At 62.4% G+C, this 17,594-nt stretch carries 15 protein-coding genes; 2 read left to right on the top strand and 13 right to left on the bottom strand.

Translation table 11 applies throughout. The annotated features are described in order from the left end of the window. Window positions 1-18: 18 nt before the first annotated feature. Together aceK and GCT13_RS21985 are read right to left on the bottom strand one after the other, a co-directional pair. Complete coding sequence (aceK, locus tag GCT13_RS21990; protein WP_152761569.1) at window positions 19-1,842, bottom strand: bifunctional isocitrate dehydrogenase kinase/phosphatase; 1,824 nt, start codon at window positions 1,840-1,842, stop codon at window positions 19-21. 197 nt (window positions 1,843-2,039) lie between these two features. After that, complete coding sequence (locus GCT13_RS21985) at window positions 2,040-2,501, bottom strand: MerR family transcriptional regulator (protein ID WP_152761567.1); 462 nt, start codon at window positions 2,499-2,501, stop codon at window positions 2,040-2,042. 193 nt (window positions 2,502-2,694) lie between these two features. On the opposite strand from GCT13_RS21985, the gene GCT13_RS21980 reads away from it, so the two are divergent. Next, entirely contained in the window at window positions 2,695-3,768 is a 1,074-nt protein-coding gene (locus GCT13_RS21980; protein WP_152761565.1) for an MBL fold metallo-hydrolase, read from the top strand. Between the two features lie 140 nt (window positions 3,769-3,908). Here GCT13_RS21980 and GCT13_RS21975 read toward each other — a convergent pair whose 3' ends face one another. From GCT13_RS21975 to argS, 6 genes are all read right to left on the bottom strand, one after another. Next, entirely contained in the window at window positions 3,909-5,504 is a 1,596-nt protein-coding gene (locus GCT13_RS21975) for an ABC transporter substrate-binding protein (protein WP_152761563.1), read from the bottom strand. A 220-nt stretch (window positions 5,505-5,724) separates the two neighbouring features. Next, window positions 5,725-6,537, bottom strand: a complete 813-nt coding sequence (locus tag GCT13_RS21970; protein WP_152761561.1) for a helical backbone metal receptor — start codon at window positions 6,535-6,537, stop codon at window positions 5,725-5,727. 3 nt (window positions 6,538-6,540) lie between these two features. Continuing rightward, a complete protein-coding gene (locus GCT13_RS21965; protein ID WP_152761559.1) occupies window positions 6,541-7,311 on the bottom strand; it encodes an SDR family oxidoreductase in 771 nt (256 codons plus the stop codon). A gap of 24 nt (window positions 7,312-7,335) precedes the next feature. After that, entirely contained in the window at window positions 7,336-7,974 is a 639-nt protein-coding gene (locus tag GCT13_RS21960; protein ID WP_152761557.1) for a thiol:disulfide interchange protein DsbA/DsbL, read from the bottom strand. Window positions 7,975-8,126: 152 nt separating this feature from the next. Next, complete coding sequence (locus tag GCT13_RS21955) at window positions 8,127-8,924, bottom strand: SPOR domain-containing protein (protein WP_152761555.1); 798 nt, start codon at window positions 8,922-8,924, stop codon at window positions 8,127-8,129. Window positions 8,925-9,014: 90 nt separating this feature from the next. Beyond that, the gene (argS, locus tag GCT13_RS21950) at window positions 9,015-10,799 is read right to left on the bottom strand and encodes an arginine--tRNA ligase (RefSeq protein ID WP_152761553.1); all 1,785 of its coding nucleotides are present in this window, start codon (window positions 10,797-10,799) and stop codon (window positions 9,015-9,017) included. Between the two features lie 418 nt (window positions 10,800-11,217). Here argS and GCT13_RS21945 point away from each other — a divergent pair, with 418 nt between their 5' ends. Further along, a complete protein-coding gene (locus GCT13_RS21945) occupies window positions 11,218-11,544 on the top strand; it encodes a DUF1840 domain-containing protein (RefSeq protein ID WP_152761676.1) in 327 nt (108 codons plus the stop codon). A gap of 213 nt (window positions 11,545-11,757) precedes the next feature. Here GCT13_RS21945 and GCT13_RS21940 read toward each other — a convergent pair whose 3' ends face one another. From GCT13_RS21940 to pcaD, 5 genes are all read right to left on the bottom strand, one after another. Beyond that, window positions 11,758-11,964 (bottom strand): acid-shock protein, encoded by a 207-nt coding sequence (locus GCT13_RS21940; protein ID WP_152761551.1) that lies wholly within the window; start codon window positions 11,962-11,964, stop codon window positions 11,758-11,760. 180 nt (window positions 11,965-12,144) lie between these two features. Continuing rightward, window positions 12,145-14,892, bottom strand: a complete 2,748-nt coding sequence (gene metH / locus GCT13_RS21935; RefSeq protein WP_321574530.1) for a methionine synthase — start codon at window positions 14,890-14,892, stop codon at window positions 12,145-12,147. 39 nt (window positions 14,893-14,931) lie between these two features. Then, window positions 14,932-16,005 carry a homocysteine S-methyltransferase family protein gene (locus GCT13_RS21930; protein WP_152761547.1) on the bottom strand — a complete coding sequence of 358 codons (1,074 nt, stop codon included), beginning with the start codon at window positions 16,003-16,005 and terminating at the stop codon, window positions 14,932-14,934. A gap of 311 nt (window positions 16,006-16,316) precedes the next feature. After that, on the bottom strand, window positions 16,317-16,574 hold the full coding sequence (locus GCT13_RS21925) for a BTH_I0359 family protein (RefSeq protein WP_087734231.1): 258 nt from the start codon (window positions 16,572-16,574) through the stop codon (window positions 16,317-16,319). A gap of 116 nt (window positions 16,575-16,690) precedes the next feature. Continuing rightward, on the bottom strand, window positions 16,691-17,479 hold the full coding sequence (gene pcaD, locus GCT13_RS21920; RefSeq protein WP_152761545.1) for a 3-oxoadipate enol-lactonase: 789 nt from the start codon (window positions 17,477-17,479) through the stop codon (window positions 16,691-16,693). Between the last annotated feature and the right edge of the window lie 115 nt (window positions 17,480-17,594).

Raw genomic sequence — 17,594 nt, 5'->3', positions numbered from 1 at the left:
GGTGGACGCTGCGCGCGTTCACGCGACGCGCACGGCGGGCGCCAGATCCGTATCGGCTGCGCGATCCGCAGCGAACCGTTCCGGATAGCGGACGGAAAAGCGCAGGCTGCGGTCATAGGGATAGAAGTCGGGCAATTCGCCCTTGAGAATCGAGTCCTTGTTCTTTTGCCACAGCGACGGATCGAAGAAATCCGCGTGATGCTTCATGAACGATTCGCGCACGCGCGGATCGCCGAGCAGAAACGTGCCGTACGTTTCCGGGAAAATGTCGTGCTGTCCGACCGTGTACCACGGCTCGCCCGACATCTCGTCTTCCTCATTGCGCGGCGGCGGCACGGCGCGCACGTTGCAGTCGGTCAGGTACTCGATTTCGTCGTAGTCGTAGAACACGACGCGTCCATGACGCGTCACGCCGAAGTTCTTGTACAGCATGTCGCCGGGGAAGATGTTTGCCTGCATCAGTTCCTTTACCGCGTCGCCGTATTCCTTGATGCCGTGATCGATGTCGGCGTCGGTGCCGTGTTGCAGGAAGATATTAAGCGGCACCATGCGGCGCTCGATATACAGATGCTTGATCACGAGATTATCGCCTTCGTATTCGAGCATCGATGGCGCTTCCTTTTCCAGCTCGCGAATGAGCGCGTCATCGAGGCGCGACAGCGGCAACGCGACGCTCGAATATTCGAGCGTATCGGCCATGCGTCCCAACCGATCGTGACGCTTCACCAACTGATACTTGTTCTGCACCTTTTCGCGCGTCGTGTCCTTGGGCGGCGGAAACGAGTCCTTGATCAGCTTGAACACATACGGGAACGACGGCAGCGTGAACACGAGCATCACCATGCCCTTGATGCCGGGCGCGACGATGAACAGATCGCTCGAGTGCTTCAGATGCCGCAGCAGATCGCGATAGAAGAGATTCTTGCCCTGCTTCTGCAAACCCACCGACGTATAGATTTCCGCCCTCGGCTTGCCTTGCAGAATGCTGCCGAGAAACTCGATATACGCGGACGGCACTTCCATATCGACGAGGAAGTACGAATGCGAAAAGCTGAAGATGATCAGCAACTGGTCGCGCCGGCAGAGCAGCGCATCGACTGCGAGCAGGCCCGGCTTCACGTGATGGATCGGCAGCGCGAACGGCACCATCGCGTCACCGTTTATCACACGGCCGATGATGTACGCCGCCTTGTTCCGGAAGAACAGCGACGACAGCACATGAATCTGGAAATTCGGTGCTTCATTGTTGAAGGTGCCGAAGTTGTCGCGGAACGACTGGATCACGCACTCGACATCGCGAGTGAGATTCTCGAACGGCAGGTTCAGCTGGAAGTTCGTGACGATGCGCTCCAGCGTGACGGCGAGCCCGTCCTTGCCGGGGTAATACGCGCGATACGTCGGCTTCGCGGCGGGCTCGTCGTTCTCGATGTACTCCGTCGAGATCGCGGGCCGCACGAAGATGAAATCGTTGTTGAAGTACGAGCGGTGCAGGATGTGGCAGCACACCGAGTTGAAGAACGTCTCCGCGCATTCGGGCTGGCGGTGCGTCGTCAAGAGACCGATGTAGTGCAGCTTGATCTGCTGCCACACGTCGTCGTCGATGTTCTCCGCGTCGTATTCGTCTTCGAGCTTTTCGATACATTCGCGCACGCGATCGTCATACGACGTGATGCGGTCCCGCGCGAGCTTTTGCAGGCCATGCCAGTCGCCGGCTTCGAACAGGTCTTTCGCGCGAATCGCGGCTTTACGGAAGATGTGGTAATGCCGGTCGAAGCCTTCGAGCAGCGTCTCCGCGACGTCGAAGCCGATCTGTGACGACAGCAGTTTGGGAAAGTGATTCATGTCGACCGTGCATTCGTTCAATGTCGTGAAGACACCCGCGATTGTATCGCCCGGGTGAGCTTGCGAGACGCCTTCAGGCCGCTTCAGGCCTTCGGGCGCAGCGCCGACGCATCGTCTTTTGAAGCGTGTTGCAGGGCGTTCGGCACATCTTCACGCAAAGCCGCGCCAACTATCGTGTATGTCGTCCGATCTCCTGCTCAGGTTTTTTCTTTCGATGCGTCTGCGTGCGCGAGTTTTTCCGCTTCGTCATAGCCGCTGCCGCGCATGCCGCTTTCGAGCAGCACGCGCGCCTGCGCTTCATACTGCGCGAGGTCTTCGAGCGTCGCGTTCAGGTCTTCGCGCTGGCGTTCGAGCACTTCGCGATGCCTGATCACCGTCGCGAGAAACGCCTCCAACTGGGGAACAGTGTCTGTCGGCGAATCGTACAGATCCAGCAGCGCGCGGATTTCCGACAGCGTGAAGCCCAGCCGCTTGCCGCGCAGCGTGAGCCTGAGCCGCGTGCGGTCGCGGCCCGAGTACACGCGACGCAGTCCGCTCGATCCTTCGCGGCTCGGCGAGAGTAAACCCTGGTCCTCGTAGAAACGGATCGCGCGCGGCGTCACGTCGAATTCGCGGGCCAGTTCGGTGATCGTGTATTGCGTCGTGTATTGCGTGTTCATCGTCGGGTGTTCATCGAATCGTCCGGCCTGTCCGGCCTATCTGGCTTTCGCGCGGCCGGGCACAAAACCGGATTGAACGTTAGAATCGACGTTTACGTTATCGTCAACCTGAACAAAGCGCAACCCGCGCTGCACGTCGCACACGGTTCGCGATTCACCGATGCGTCGCGCCGCCGACGGAGACACCCCCACGATGAATGCTCTCGAACACCAACTCGAATACCCGTTCGCCGACCGGATGCCCGCCGCCGGCGCGACGCAGGAAGTCGCGCCCGGTGTCTACTGGCTGCGCATGCCACTGCCGTTCGCACTCGATCACATCAATCTCTGGCTGCTGCGCGACGAGATCGACGGACAGAAGGGCTGGACGATCGTCGATTGCGGCATCGCGTCGGACGAAATCCGCGCGAACTGGGAGACGCTGTTCGATTCGATGCTCGAAGGTCTTCCCGTGCTGCGCGTGATCGTCACGCACTGTCATCCGGATCACCTCGGTCTCGCGGACTGGCTGTGCGAAGGCGGCGACAAGAAGCGCTGGAACGTGCGTCTGTGGATCACGCTCGGCGAATACATGCTGGGCCGCGTGATGGCGGCAGGCGACGGCTCGAACGCGGGCGGCGAGGGCGCGGCGCGGCATTTCGCGCGGCATGGCCTGACGGACGAAGCATCGCTGGACAAGCTGCGCAATCGCAAGAGCTACTACTCGAACCTGGTGCCGTCGGTGCCGCGCCAATACCGACGTATGCGCGAGGGCGATGCGCTGACGATCGGCGGGCGTACATGGCGCGTCGTGACGGGCTTCGGTCATTCGCCGGAGCATTGCGCATTGCACGCAGAAGCGGACGGCGTGCTGATTTCCGGCGATATGGTGTTGCCGCGCATTTCGACGAACGTGTCGGTGTTCGACATCGAGCCGGAAGGCAATCCGCTTGCGCTGTATCTCGGATCACTCGGCCGCTACGAAACGATGGCCGCCGACACGCTGGTGCTGCCGTCGCATGGCAAGCCGTTTCGCGGGCTGCATACGCGCATCCTTCAACTGCGCGACCATCACGCGGCACGCCTCGCGGAAGTGCGCACCGCTTGCGCGCAGAAGCCGTGCAGCGCGGCGGACATCGTGCCCATCATGTTCAAACGCGAGCTCGATATCCATCAGATGACGTTTGCGATGGGCGAAGCGCTCGCGCACTTGCACCTGTTGTGGCTCGCGGGGGAAATGAAGCGCGTGCAGGGCGCGGATGGGGTCATCCGGTTCGAGATGCGATAAGAGCGCTGGCTTATCGCGGGCGCCATTAGCGCTCGCACGCTTGCGTGAACGCACATCGAGCAGGCACTGCCGAATGCAAAACGGCCCGAACGCGATTGCGCTCGGGCCGCCAAATGCAGACCGTTTCGTAACGACGTTGACTACTGCACCACCACCGCCCCAAAGTTCTGCCGACCAAACGGACTGACGTGATACCCACGTACGTTAGTCCGCGTGATGGCGGTCGCGGTCGGATACCCGAGCGGAATCCACAGCGCCTCATCGTGGATGATCTGCTGCGCGGCCTGATACGCTTTCGTGCGCTTGCTCTGATCCGCGGTTTGCTTGCCCTGCTCGATCAGCTTGTCGAGTTCCGGGTCGCAGTAGCGTGCGAAGTTGATCCCCGACTTCACCGCATTGCAGCTGAAGAGCGGCGACAGATAGTTGTCCGGGTCGCCGTTGTCGCCGGCCCAGCCCATGAACAGCGTGTCGTGCTGGCCCTGCTTGGCCTGCTTGATCAGCTCACCCCATTCGATCACCTTCACCTCGGCTTTCACGCCGATCTTCGCGAAGTCGGCCTGTAGCATTTCGGCGCCCGCCTTCGGATTCGGATTCAGCACGCTGCCGGTCGGACGCACCCAGATCGTCGTCGAAAAACCATCCGGATAGCCTGCCTCGGCGAGCAGTTTCTTCGCCTTGTCGGTGTCGTACGGCCACGGCTTCACCGCCTTGTCGTAGCTCCATGTGTTCGGCGGATACGGATTGTTCGCGGGCGTCGCCGTGTTGTCGAACACGGCTTTCAGGTACGACGTGCGATCGAACGCCATGTTGAGCGCGGCGCGCACCTTCTGGTTATCGAGCGGCTTCTTCTGCGTGTTGAGCGCGACAAACGCTGTCATGAACGCGGGTGTCTCGACGATGGCGAGCGACTTGTCCTTCTTCGCATCCGCGACATCCTGCGGCTTCGGCGACAGCGCGATCTGGCATTCGCCCGCCTTCACCTTTTGCGCGCGCACGGCGGCATCGGGCGTGATCGCGTAGATCAGCCGGTCGATCTTCGGTTTCGGGCCCCAGTACGACGGGTTCACGTCATAGCGGATGATCGAATCCTTCGTATAGCTCTTCAGCACGAACGGACCGGTGCCGATCGGCTTTGCGTTCAGATCGGCCTGCTTGCCGGCCTTCAATAACTGGTCCGCGTATTCGGCCGAATAGATTGACGCGAAACCCATCGTCAGGATCGACACGAAGGTCGCGTTCGGCTCGTTCAGTTCGAACTTCACTGTGTTGTCGTCGATCTTCGATACCGACTTGATCAGCTTCACGAGACCCATCGACTGCGCATGCGGAAAGCCGCTCGCGCCCGCCACCTTGTGCCACGGGTTGTTGTCGTCGAGCATGCGGTCGAACGTGAAGACGACGTCGTCGGCATTCAGCGGACGCGTCGGCTTGAAGTAGTCGGTGGTCTGGAACTGCACGTTCGGATGCAGATGGAACGTGTACGTGAGGCCGTCGGCGCTCACGTCCCACTTGTCGGCGAGCGACGGCGCGACTTTCTTCGCAGCTTCGTCATACGACACGAGCGAGTTGAAAATCACATCCGCCGATGCGTTGGTCGTGACGAGCGAGTTGTACTGAACGACGTCGAAGCCGTCAGGGCTCGATTCGGTGCAAACGGTAAGCGGTTTTGCGATGGTCAGCGCAGGTGCGATGGCGAGGGCCGTCAGCGTCGTGGCGGCGAGCAGCTTGAAACGCATAAGATCTCCCGGAATTTCGAATTCTTCGTGGCGGGGCGGCGTCGTGCATTCTGTCGTGCACTGCGCGCGCTCCGGGCAGGTGCTTCACGTATTTTCATTCTGATACGGATTCGGCGCCGGTGCAGTGCGTCACATTCCGCCGGCTCTGGCGCAAGCTTATCGAACGCTTACGGCAGCGACAACAATTGAATCCGCATATCGATATGGTTGCGCATTCACGCTAGCGGCTGGCGTAGCGAGAAAGATACGCGATGCCGTCGATTGCGCGCGAGCCGTACCACGACACCATCTCGCCATCGATCAGCTCGATCCGTTTGCCCTTGAGGCGCGCATTCTGTTTGAGCGCGTCGCAATGCTGCTGCGTGAAGCGATACGGCTCGCTCGACAGCAGCACGCGATCGACGTCATCGAGCCACGCGGCGTCGAAATCGAACGACGGATAACGGGCGGCGCCTTTGTCACCGCCTTGTACGTCCGGCAGCGTCTGCCAGTTGACGACGCGCAGCATCGCCGAAATATAGGTGTCGCGCGCGACCGTCATCCACGGCTCGCGCCAGATCGCGTAAAGCACGTTTTGCTGCGGCCATACGCGCGAAGAGGCCGCGTCGAGTTGCGTCTGCAACGCGAAGGCCAACTGTTGCGCCTCGTTCTCGCGGTCGAAAATCGCGCCGAGCAGCGCGTACAGCGCGAGATTATCGGTCGGCGCAAGCGGATGCGTGACGACGATATGCGGCACGAACTCGCGCAATTTCTCGACGGTTTCGCGCTCGTTCTCGTCGATATTGACGATTGCATGAGTGGGTTGCAGCGCGCGCACGGCATCGATTTTCACCGCCTTCGTGCCGCCGACTTTCGGCACCTTGCGCACCTTGTCACGCGGATGCACGCAAAAGCCCGTTCGCCCGACGATCTGCGCGTCGAGCTTCAATGCAAAGAGAAGTTCGGTGATGCTCGGCACCAGCGACACGATGCGCGCGCCGCTACCTGCTTTCGCGTGCTCGATACCGGCTGCATCGACGGCACGCGCGGGCATGATTCAGCGGGCGGCGCGCGGCTTGCGCGGGGCCTTTTCGAAGACGGCGTCGTAGAGCCAGCGCGGCAGCACATGCAGCAGCATCGCCGCGAAGCGCATCTGCCACGGGAAGATCGCGAAGCGCTTCTTGCGCGCGATCGCATCGGCGACCTTTTCGGCGAAGCGGTCAGCGTCCATCAGGAAGGGCATCGGGTACGGATTGCGCTCGGTCATCGGCGTGCGGATATAGCCGGGCGCGATCGTGACCACCGACACGCCGAGCGGCCGCATCTCGACGCGCAGCGCTTCGAGATACTTCGTCGCCGCCGACTTCGACGCGCTGTACGCGCCCGAGCCCGGCAGCCCGCGCACGCCCGCGATGCTGGCGATGCCGACGAGCGTGCCCTTGCGCGTGGCGATCATCGCCGACGCGAACGGCTCGAACGTCGCGACCATGCCGAAGTAGTTCACGTCCATCACGTCGCGAAACGCTTGCAAATCGCCGTGGCCCGTCACGGCGCCGTGGCTGATGCCCGCGTTCGCGATCACCATGTCAGGACAGCCGTGTTCCGCGATGAACTGCTGCGCGGCACGAGCGAGCGCGTCCGCGTCCCGCACATCGACGGAATACACGGAAATCGCGTTCTGGGGATGGGACTGCCGGAAGTGGGCGAGAGCGTCGCCACGACGGGCAACGAGGCCGAGAATCGCGCCGCGCCGCGCGTATTCGGCGGCGAGCGCTTCGCCTATGCCACTCGACGCGCCGGTGATGAAAACCTTCAACGGTGAACTCATACCGGCCGTCGTGCGTGAATGGAATTACATCTTCTTCGCGCGAACCTGGCCGACCAGGTAATCGAGCACCTGAAGCGTGCCGGGCAGGCTGTTCGTCTGCGCGGGGCCCGTTTCGTACTTGCCCTGCACGGCCAGCGTCGGCACGCCGTCGATCCGGAAATCTTCGATCAGCTTCTTGTCACGCTGAATCGCGCTCTGCGTCGAGAACGAGTTGTACGCGTCCATGAACTTCTTCGAATCGACGCCGTTCTTCGCGAGGAATTTGGCCTGATCTTCCGGCGTCAGCAGATAGTTCTTGTTGACGTGGATCTCGTGAAAGATGGTCGGCGTGAGCTGGTTCGCGAGGCCGAGCGCGTCGACGGCGTGATAGAGCTTCGAGTGCGGAATGAAATCGTCGCGGAAGGCGACGGGCACGCGCTTGAACACGACGTCCGGACCCTGCTTCTTGACCCACGATTCCAGGTACGGATCGAATTCGTTGCAGTGCGGGCAGCCGTACCACATGAACTCGATGACTTCGATCTTGCCGGCGGGCTCCTCGACGGGCTGCGGCGTGGACAGCACCGTGTAGTCCTTGCCGGCGACGGGCGCGGCGGGCGTTGCTTGCGCCGCGCTCGCGACGAGGCCGAAAGAGAGGAAAAGAATGCTCAGCAGTTTTTTCATGTCTTGTGAACCCAATCAGGGGAAGTAACGGTGGCGGGCTTTGGCGCGCCGCGACCGCAACTGTTCGACGGCAGGCGTCTGCCGCACATGAGACTCGCGCCGCGCGCTGAAGGTTCAGCGGCGGCGCGTGACAACCCGTTACTGCGTGTGAATCACTGCTTGGTGAAGCGGATGACGGCGGTGTCGACGCCCGCATCGGACAGGCGCTGACGCGTGGTGTTCATGTCCTCGAACTTCGAGAACGGGCCGATTCGAACGCGATAGTACGTCACACCGCCCGCATCGCGCTGCGTGACCTTCGATTCGAAGCCCTGGAACGCGAGCCGCGCGCGCTGCTGTTCGGCATCGGCGGACGTCTTGTATGCGCCGACCTGCAGCAGATAGCCCGTGTTCGCGTCGGCGGCGGAGGGCGGCGTGCCATTCGGCGTCGAACCGGCCTTCGGCTGATTCGGTGCGTTGTTTGCGATGCTCGGCGCGCTGGTCGCTTGCGGCGGCTTGCGCGGCTGGTTCATCGCCGTCGTGGTGTTGTTGCTGGCGCCGTTGTTCGCGTTCGCACCGTTGTCCTGAGCGGGCTTCGGCGGGACGGCGACGCCGTTGTTGGTCGGCGGCACTTCGACGATCTGCGGTTCTTCGAGCATGCCCGAAGTCTGCGACTGGTTCGTGGTCTGGCCGGGCGCCGTGTTGGGCGGCGCGGGCTGCGCGGCTTGCGGCACCGGCTGGCCGGGGCTCTTGCCTTGCAGCGGACGGTTCGGGTCGTACTGAGGCTGGCTTGCACCGGCATCCGATGCGGCGGGCGGCGCGACCTTCGCGACGAACGGCGTGGGCGCGCGCGTGATGTAGAGCGCCACCACCACCGCGATGGCCAGGCCGACGATCAGGCCTAGCACGATACCGAGAAAAGTGCCCCCGGTCTGTTTCGATTGCTTCGTTGTGCGGCGTGGTTTTGCCATCGTCTGTTTCACCTGCAAAAGGAAATCTGGAATGACCGTCGATTATAGCGACGGCCATCCACCTGACGTTTTAATTAAAGCGCGTGGAGATTACATTTTGGCGGGTGCCGACACACCGATCACGGCGAGGCCGTTCGCCAGCACCTGGCGCGTGGCCGCGAGCAGCGCGATGCGCGCATTGCGCTGCGCTTCTTCGTCGACGAGAACGCGTTCGGCATTGTAGAACGAGTGAAATTCGCCGGCGAGATCGCGCAGATAGAACGCGACCGCGTGCGGCGTGAGTTCGTCGGCGGCGTGCGTCAGCATGTCGGGAAATTCGGCGAGCTTCTGCAGCAGGGCCATCGCGCGCTCGCTGTCGAGCGGCGACAGATCGGCGAACGGCAGCATGGCTTCATCCGCGGCGTAGCGCGACTTCCATTCGCTGATCACCGAGCAGATGCGCGCGTGCGCGTACTGCACGTAGTACACCGGGTTCTCGTCGTTCTGCTTGAGCGCGAGATCGACGTCGAACACGAACTCCGTGTCGGCCTTGCGCGAGATCAGGAAGAAGCGCACCGCGTCGCGACCCCGGCGGATGGTCTCTTCGTCGAGCAGATCGGGCGCCGCTTCCTGGCCCGGCAGCGCGCCGCCCGACCATTCGATCAGGTCGCGCACCGTCACGTAGCTGCCCGCGCGCTTCGAGATCTTCACTTCCTGGCCGTCGCGCATCACCGTGACCATCTTGTGTAGCACGTAGTCGGGATAGCCCTTCGGAATGCCGATGCCGAGCCCCTGCAGACCGGCGCGCACACGCGCGATCGTGCCGTGGTGATCCGAGCCCTGGATGTTGATGACCTTCGTGAAGCCGCGCTGCCACTTCGTCTCGTGATAGGCGACGTCGGGCACGAAGTACGTGTACGTGCCATCGGACTTGCGCATCACGCGGTCCTTGTCGTCGCCGTCGTCGGTGGTGCGCAGCCACAGCGCGCCGTCCTGCTCGTAGGTCTTGCCGGCGTCGATCAGCTCCTTCACCGTATTCTCGACGCGGCCTTCCTTGTACAGCGACGATTCGAGGTAGTACTGGTCGAACTTCACGCCGAACGCCTGCAGGTCCATGTCCTGCTCATGACGCAGATAGGCGACGGCAAAACGGCGGATTGCGTCGAGATCCTCGACGTCGCCCGCGCCCTTGACGGGTTCGCCATCGCTTGCCGATACGGTTTCGCCGTTCAGGTAGTCGCGCGCGATGTCGGCGATGTATTCGCCGTTGTACGCTGCTTCGGGCCAGCCCGTGTCGCCGGGCTTGAGGCCTCGGGCGCGCGCCTGCGTCGAGATCGCGAGGTTGCCGATCTGCACGCCGGCGTCGTTGTAGTAGAACTCGCGACGCACGGCATAGCCCTGCGACGCGAGCACGTTCGACATTGCGTCGCCGAGCGCGGCCTGGCGACCGTGTCCGACGTGCAGCGGGCCCGTCGGGTTCGCCGACACGAACTCGACCAGCACGCGCTTGCCCGCGTCGCGCGTCGAGCGGCCGAAGGCGTCGCGCTGCTCGAAGATCGCGGCGATCACGGCCTGTTTCGAAGCAGCCGACAGACGCAAGTTGATGAAGCCCGGACCGGCCACTTCTGCGCTGTCGACGAGGCCCTTGGCCTGCGGATGCACGAGCAGCGCATCGACGATCTGTTGCGCGAGCTGGCGCGGGTTGCTGCGCAGCGGCTTGGCGATCTGCATTGCGACGTTGCACGCGACGTCGCCGTGCGCGGCAACTTTCGGTCGTTCGAGCGTGATGGCCGGCGCGACGAACGCGGCTTCGGATTCACCTTGAGTGGCCTGGGCGACCTGCTTGACGACGTCGGTCAGCAGGGTTTCGAGAGTTTGTTTGTGTGCAGGCAGCATGCTTGTTGCGAGTCCAGTGAGGCAGTCCGATGAAGCGGGCAGCGCCGGGAACGGCGCGGAACCAGGCCGTCGACGGCGTGCAAGGCGCTTGAGCGCCGGATGCGCGTCGCGAGCGTGACGCTGCGGCGCGCCAGGGCGGCGACCGCTTCGCGGCGCGCGCCGTGCCGATAGCCGGACACGCGCGGCGGCGAAGCGGCACAGCGTATGCAGCGTGCCCGGACGCACGGCGGCGAGCTTTTTCCGTCAAGCCAGATTTTAGCAGGTGCTAATATGTCCAATGAGATGCCCAGCAGGGGCCGTGGCCACCGGCAACACCCGAGCAAGCAGCCGGCGCGGCAACGGAACCCGTGCGGCTGACCGTCATGAGCATCATGCGGCCGCCCGTGGGAGAAGCCAACATAACGAAAAGGGAACAGTCATGCTGATTACTTTCAAGTGCCGCTCCGCCCCCGATGTGGTGATGTTGGAGAATCTCGCCCAATATCTGCTGGGGATCATCGGCAAGCGGCTCGGCCCACGCGGTGTAATCAACCACGACGAACTCGGCGTTGCGATCTCGAAGCTCGAAGCAGCGATCGTGACCGACAAGCAGGAGCGCGCCGAGCACGAAGGGCACTTCCACGAAGGGGAGGATGGCCACGACACTCACGAGATTCCGATTGGTCTCGCGCAACGCGCGTTTCCGTTCCTCGACATGCTGCGCGCTGCGCAGAAGGAAAATACGGACATCGTCTGGGGGATCTGAGCGGCTTTGCTTTGGATCGCGCCGGTGAGGCCGCGCAGAGGCGGCTTTGTCGTGTGTGCCCGGCTCGGTGCAGTGCGCGCAGTCGCGGACCTGGCGGCACATACATGGAATCGATTCCGGCCGAGTGCGCATCTGCCGCTTCCGGCCATGAAAAAGCCCATCTCACGATGGGCTTTTTTGTTGCTTTTTTCGTTGTGACGCGGCGCTCGCGCGTTACTGGCTCGCGCCTTCCGGCGCGGTCGCGGGAGCGGACGCGCCCTTCTTCATCTTGTTCTTTTTCGGTTTTTTCACGTGAGTGACGGTGGGCGGCGAATACGAACTCACCGCACTCGATCCGCCCGGAGCCTGAGGCTGGGCCCCGGCGAGCGGCGCGACGGCGGCGAGCGATAACGCGATCAACATCAGCGTCAGCTTCTTCATACGGTTTCTCTCCGTTGACGGTTGCAAGTCGTTGAGCCGACGCGTTTTTACGGTCGCGTCTGGCGGGTGGGCAGGATGAAGCGTTTTCAGTCTACAAAGCCGAAAATATTCGCTGGGCCTTTCAACTGAAAATATTCAGCCTCTGGACAGCGATATAGTCCTGCCGTCCGCCGCTTTCGCTCAGAGCAGCGGCGCGAGCGCGCGCTCCGCGTCCGCCTTCGACAGCGACATGCGTCGCGCGTAGTCCTCGAGCTGATCCTGGCCGATCTTGCCGACCGAGAAATACGTGCTGTCGGGATGCGCGAGATAGAAGCCGGAGACGCTCGCGGCAGGCAGCATCGCGAGCGATTCGGTGACGCTCATGCCGATCTCGTCTGCTTGCAGCGCGGCAAACATGTCGCGTTTGACCAGGTGATCCGGGCATGCCGGATAGCCGGGCGCGGGACGGATGCCGCGATACTTCTCGCCGATCAGATCGTCGTTCGACAGACTCTCGCCTTGCGCATAGCCCCACAGGTCGCGGCGCACGCGCGCATGCATTGCTTCGGCGAACGCTTCAGCGAAGCGATCGGCGAGCGCCTTGAGCATGATCGCGCTGTAGTCGTCGTGATCCTGCTCGAACTGCTTTTCCTTCGCGTCGACGCCCAGGCCCGCCGTGACCGCGAACATGCCGATATAGTCGGCGACGCCCGAATCCTTCGGCGCGATGAAGTCGGCGAGCGACCGGTTCGGCCGCATCACGCCGTCCACCATGGGTCGCACGCTTTGCTGGCGCAGGTTACGCCACGTCAGCGCGACTTCGCTGCGCGATTCGTCCGTGTAAATTTCGATGTCGTCGTCGTTGACCGTATTCGCGGGCAACAGCGCGATCACGCCGTTCGCCGTCAGCCAGCGGCCCTGGATCAGGCGCGCGAGCATCGACTTCGCATCCGAGAACACACGCCGCGCCGATTCGCCGACGATCTCGTCATTGAGAATCGCGGGATACGGACCGGCGAGATCCCACGTCTGGAAGAACGGACCCCAGTCGATGTAGTTCGCGAGTTCGTTCAGATCGAAGTTCTTGAACACGCGACGGCCGATGAACTTCGGCTTCACGGGTTGATACGCGCTCCAGTCGACCTTCGTTTTGTTCGCGCGCGCTTGCGCGAGCGTGACGAGCGGCTGGGCCTTCTTGTTCGCATGCTGATGGCGGATGCGGTCGTAGTCGGCCTTCAGTTCGTCGAGATACTTCGTGGCGCCTTCGTCCGACAGCAGGTTCGACGCCACCGACACCGATCGCGATGCATCCGGCACGTACACGACGGGGCCTTCGTAGTTCGGCGCGATCTTCACGGCGGTGTGCACGCGCGAAGTCGTTGCGCCGCCGATCAGCAGCGGAATTTTCTTCACGCGGAAGTAGTCGTCGCGCTGCATTTCCGAGGCGACGTAGGCCATCTCTTCGAGCGACGGCGTGATCAGGCCCGACAGCCCGATGATGTCCGCGCCTTCGACTTTCGCCTTCGCGAGAATCTCGTTGCACGGGACCATCACGCCCATGTTGACCACCTCGAAGTTGTTGCACTGAAGCACGACGGAGACGATGTTCTTGCCGATATCGTGCACGTCGCCCTTCACGGTCGCGACGACGATCTTGCCTTTCGCGCGCACGTCGCCGCCCGCTTCGGCGAGCAGACGCTTTTCTTCTTCGATGAACGGAATCAGATGCGCGACGGCCTGCTTCATCACGCGCGCCGACTTCACCACTTGCGGCAGGAACATCTTGCCCTGGCCGAACAGGTCGCCGACGATATTCATGCCGTCCATCAGCGGGCCTTCGATCACGTTGATCGGGCGGCCGCCGCCTTGCATGATCTTGACGCGCGCTTCTTCCGTGTCTTCGACGATGAAGTTCGTGATGCCGTGCACGAGCGCATGCGCGAGACGCTGCTCGACGCCCTGATTGCGCCACTCGAGGTTCTCTTCTTTCTTCGCGGCGCCCGTCTTGAACTTGTCGGCGATTTCGAGCATGCGGTCCGTTGCGTCTTCGCGACGATTCAGCACCACGTCTTCGACGCGCTCGCGCAATTCGGCGTCGAGGTCCGCGTACACGCCCAACTGGCCAGCGTTGACGATGCCCATGTCCATGCCCGCCTGAATCGCGTGGTAGAGGAACACAGTGTGGATCGCCTCGCGCACCGGATCGTTGCCGCGGAACGAAAACGACACATTCGACACGCCGCCGCTCACCTTCGCATACGGCAGATTCTGCTTGATCCAGCGCGTCGCTTCGATGAAGTCGACTGCGTAGTTGTTGTGCTCTTCGATGCCCGTCGCGATCGCGAAGATGTTCGGATCGAAGATGATGTCTTCGGGCGCAAAGCCCACTTCGTTGACGAGAATGTCGTACGAGCGCTTGCAGATTTCCGTTTTGCGCTTGAACGTGTCGGCCTGGCCCTGTTCGTCGAATGCCATCACGACGGTCGCCGCGCCGTAACGGCGGATCAGCTTCGCCTGGTGGCGGAAGCTCTCTTCGCCTTCCTTCAGCGAGATCGAGTTGACGATCGCCTTGCCTTGCACGCATTTGAGGCCCGCTTCGATCACCTCCCACTTCGACGAGTCGATCATGATCGGCACGCGCGCGATGTCCGGCTCCGACGCGATCAGATTCATGAAGCGCACCATCGCCGCTTTCGAATCGAGCATCGCTTCGTCCATGTTCACGTCGATGACCTGTGCGCCGTTTTCGACCTGCTGGCGCGCGACGGCCAGCGCTTCGTCGAACTGGCCGTTCAGGATCATCCGCGCGAATGCCTTCGAGCCCGTCACGTTGGTGCGTTCGCCGACGTTGATGAAGAGCGTCCCCGAAGTGACGTTGAACGGCTCGAGGCCGGAGAGGCGCATCGTGTGATCGGTCATGGTCTGTGCGTGTTTCGTCGTTGCTTCAATGGGTTCTGCGGGCGGCCGTCCGCGCAGTGTCGATGTGCTTCAGGCGGCGTCACGATACTGGCTCGGCCACTTGCGCGGCTTCACTTCGTTCAGCGCCTTCGCGATCGCGGCGATATGTTCCGGCGTCGTGCCGCAGCAGCCGCCCGCGATGTTCACGAGCCCCGCCTGCGCGAATTCCTTCAGGAGGCCCGACGTATCGGCGGGCAGTTCGTCGAAGCCCGTGTCGCTCATCGGATTCGGCAGGCCGGCATTCGGATAGCACGACACGTACGTGTCGCACAGCTTCGCCAGCTCCGCGATGTACGGGCGCATCAGCGCGGCGCCCAGCGCGCAGTTCAGGCCGAACGTGAGCGGCTTCGCGTGACGCAGCGAATTCCAGAACGCTTCGACTGTCTGTCCCGACAGAATGCGGCCCGATGCGTCCGTCACCGTACCCGAGATCATGATGGGCAGGCGCTCGTCCGTGTCGTCGAACAGCTCGTCGAGCGCGAAGAGCGCGGCTTTTGCGTTCAGCGTGTCGAAGATCGTTTCGACGAGGAACAGGTCCGCGCCGCCTTCCATCAGCGCTTTCGCCTGCTCGTAGTACGCGGCGCGCAATTCGTCGAAACTGACGTTGCGCGCGCCCGGATCGTTGACGTCGGGCGAGATGCTCGCCGTCTTCGGCGTCGGCCCGATTGCGCCGGCAACGAAGCGCGGCTTGTCGGGCGTCGAATATTTGTCGCATGCGGCGCGTGCGAGCTTCGCCGATTCGCGGTTCATCTCGACGGCGAGCGCTTCCATTCCGTAGTCGGCCTGCGCGATGGTCGTTGCGCCGAACGTGTTCGTCTCGATGATGTCGGCGCCCGCAGCCAGGTACTGCTCGTGAATCTCGCTGATGATCTGCGGCTGCGTGATCGATAGCAACTCGTTGTTGCCCTTGATGTCGCGCGCATAGTCCTTGAAGCGCTCGCCGCGATAGGCGGCTTCGTCGAGCTTGTAGCGCTGGATCATCGTGCCCATCGCGCCGTCCAGGATCAGGATGCGCGATTCGAGCAACGCGGGCAGGGCCGCGCCGCGCGTGTAGGCGGCGCCGGCGTTGGCGACTGTTGGGGCTGACTTGGCGGGCTGGTTCATGGTCTGATCGCGCTCGTGCCGGCTGGCTCTGCCGACTTTTTCAGGAAACTCAATATTGTAGCCGGATGGCCGCGAACTCGCCGCGCGACGCGGCTTTGCAGTCCGTGCTTGCGCGCAAGGCCCGCCCGTTGCTGGCAATGGAGCGCGGGCAGTATATCTTTCGCTGCTTGCGCGGCGCGTTTGCCGTGCCCGGCGTGGCGCGTCGCAAGAGAGGCTGGCGCAGCGACAAAAACGAAAAACCCCGCCGGGCAAGCCGGGCGGGGTCGATTGGGGACGTGTCGCCTGGAGTTGGCGTCAGCGGCGCCGATGGGTCAGTGAAGAATGACCGGCTGATTCATCAGGCTGTCGAATTGACCGAGAAATTCGTCCACTTCGTCTAGCGTCGGTTCGTCTTCGATGAGCTTTTGCACGTGCTCGCGAAAACTGGCTGCCATCACGCCGTCGATGTAAATCTCGCGCTGCGTGTTCTTGTCGACGATCTCATACCCACCGGACCTCATCGCGATATGCCCGTCCTGCGGCGGGAATTCGACGACACAATAGTTGGGGCTGTTGTAGATCATTTGCATGGCGACACTCCTTCTTTCCGATGGCTCCGGGCCAGTGTTGCACCGTAGATGGAGCCCATGGTTTGGAATTCAAGGGGTGGGTCCGGCCTGACGCGTTAAGATCCCGGACCTGTCTGTTAGACCAGTTTCTGCAGAAACGATTCAAGCAAAGCAGTAAAACGTTGCGATTGCTCGATCGGTGCGAGGTGAGCCGCGTCCAGCAGTTCGAATCTCGCTCCCCCGATGGCATCCGCGATCGCCTGTGTAGCAGCAGGTGGCGTGCCTGCATCGTGGCGTCCAGCCACTGCGAGAGTAGGAAGGGTGATCCCCCTCAGTCTACTGCTCACGTCGAAATCGCGCAGTGCAAGGCACGCATGCGCATAACCCTCAGACGAAGTGTTCTCGAATACCTCGCGAATCTGCTCGACGACTTCGGGGTGCGCATCGCGGAAGCCGGCAGTCAGCCAGCGTTCCATCGTCGCTTGCGCGAGCGCGCCGACGCCTTCGTTGCGCACCGTCGCCGCGCGCTGCTCCCACAGGGCGCGGCCGTCGGATGGCGTGGCGGCGTGCGTATCGGTGAGCGTCAGCGTATCCACGCGATCCGGGTTATCGAGCGCGAACTGCTGCGCGATCATGCCACCCATCGACATGCCGACGAGATGTGTCTTCTTTACGCCAAGCGCATCCAGCAGCGCGCGCAGATCCTGCGACAGATCCGCCACGCTGAACTGCCTGTCCGATACAGCTGTTTGACCGTGACCGCGCACGTCGTAGCGCAAGACCGTGTACTCGTCGCGGAAAAAACCGGCGAGCTGATCCCATACCGACAGATCGCCGCCTAGCTGATGAATAAACGTAAGCCAGGGGCCTCCACCTTCATTGCTCAGGATGTAACGCGTATCGATGCCATTCACATTGATTTGCATGCGGACTCCATAGGTGATGTCGCAATGAAAGAACGAGTGAATCAACCGTTCATGCGATCCGGGTCGTTCGATTCGCATCATGGGATGCACATGAACCGTTCGTGTGAGCGCTGCT

This window comes from Paraburkholderia franconis (assembly GCF_009362735.1).
Taxonomy (GTDB): domain Bacteria; phylum Pseudomonadota; class Gammaproteobacteria; order Burkholderiales; family Burkholderiaceae; genus Paraburkholderia; species Paraburkholderia franconis.
This window is presented reverse-complemented; position numbering and strand designations above follow the sequence as displayed.